Source organism: Streptomyces prasinopilosus (assembly GCF_001419695.1).
GTDB lineage: Bacteria > Actinomycetota > Actinomycetes > Streptomycetales > Streptomycetaceae > Streptomyces > Streptomyces prasinopilosus.
Map to the genome: position 1 here is coordinate 1 of NZ_LIRG01001056.1, position 1,469 is coordinate 1,469.

The window sequence follows — 1,469 nt, forward strand, 5'->3', positions numbered from 1 at the left end:
CGGGGGCGGCACGATCTCCGCGGTGAACCCGCTGGTGTCCCTGCGCGACTCGCTGAACGTGGACGAGGACCGCCAGGTCCTGTCGGTGCGTTCCGAGGCGGAGGACGTCTCGGACCTGTATCTGCGGATCGTGTCCCTGGACGACTTCGACGGCACCACCTGGAAGCCGTCCAAGCGGTCCATCACCACGGTGCCGGACGGCGCCTTCCCCACCCCGGCCGGCCTCGGCACGGACGTCGAGCGCGAGGAGATCGGCACGAGGATCTCGACCGCCGACTGGTACGGGCAGGACTGGCTGCCGATGCCGTACCCGCCGAGCGGCGTGGACATCAGGGGCAACTGGCGCTACGAGCCGGTCGGCATGACGCTGGTCGGCGACCACGGCCAGAACACCCGGGGGCTGAGCTACCAGGTGCGCAGCCTGGACGTGCGGCCCACGGCGGAGCAGCTGGCGAAGGCGCCGGCGCCGCCGGCCGCCCTGGAGCGGGACTACACCGAGCTGCCCGACTCGCTGCCCGCGATGGTGTCCCGGACCGCCCGCGAGGTCACCGAGGGGGCGGCGAACGCGTACGACCGGGCGGTCATGCTCCAGGAGTACTTCACCCTGCGGGGCGGCTTCGAGTACGACACCGAGGTCGACGTCGGCAGCGGTTCGGAGGGGATCGCCCGCTTCCTGAGGGACAAGGAGGGCTTCTGCGTCCACTTCTCCTTCGCCATGGCGTCGATGGCCCGGTCCCTGGACATACCCGCCCGGGTCGCGGTGGGCTTCGCGCCGGGCACCCCGCAGGCGGACGGCACGGTGGCGGTGGGGCTGCGGGACGCGCACGCCTGGCCCGAGCTGTACTTCGAGGGCGTGGGCTGGACCCGCTTCGAGCCGACGCCCACGCGCGGTTCGACGCCGGAGTACACCGTGCCGGACACCCCGGAGAGCACGCTGCCCGACCCGGCGCGGCCGTCCGAGGCGGAGTCCTCGGAGCCCTCGGCCGCCCCGTCGGAGACCGACGGCTGCTCGATGCGGCAGCAGCGGCTGGACGGCTGCCCGAGCGAGGCGCCCCTCGCGACGCCGCCCACGGACGGCGACGGACCGGCGTGGTACGCGGTGCCGGCGTGGGTGCTGGGCGGTCTCGCCGTCCTGGCGCTGCCGCTGGCGCCGATGCTGTGGCGGCTGCGGGTGCGTTCGGTGCGCCTAGGCGCGCACGGCCGGTCCGAGGCGGGCTCGGCGGCGCACGCCCTGGCCGTCTGGGACGAGGTGACGGACACGGCGTGGGACGTGGGGGTCTCCCCGGACGATTCCCTGACTCCGCGCGGGGCGGCGGCCCGGCTGGTCCGGCTCGGCCGGCTCGGCCCGGAGGCGGCGGCCTCGGCGCACCGGGTGGCCGACGCCGTGGAACAGGTCCTGTACGCGCCGCGGCCGCGTCCGGCGGCGGGGCTCACGGACGACGCGCACCGGGTGGCGGCCGGTCTGAGGG

1 protein-coding gene is annotated in these 1,469 nt (G+C 75.2%); it reads left to right on the plus strand.

Translation table 11 applies throughout. The features are described from left to right. Nucleotides 1-1,469 (plus strand): transglutaminase TgpA family protein (locus AOK18_RS30050; protein ID WP_157865309.1); only part of this gene is annotated, 1,469 nt, incomplete at both ends.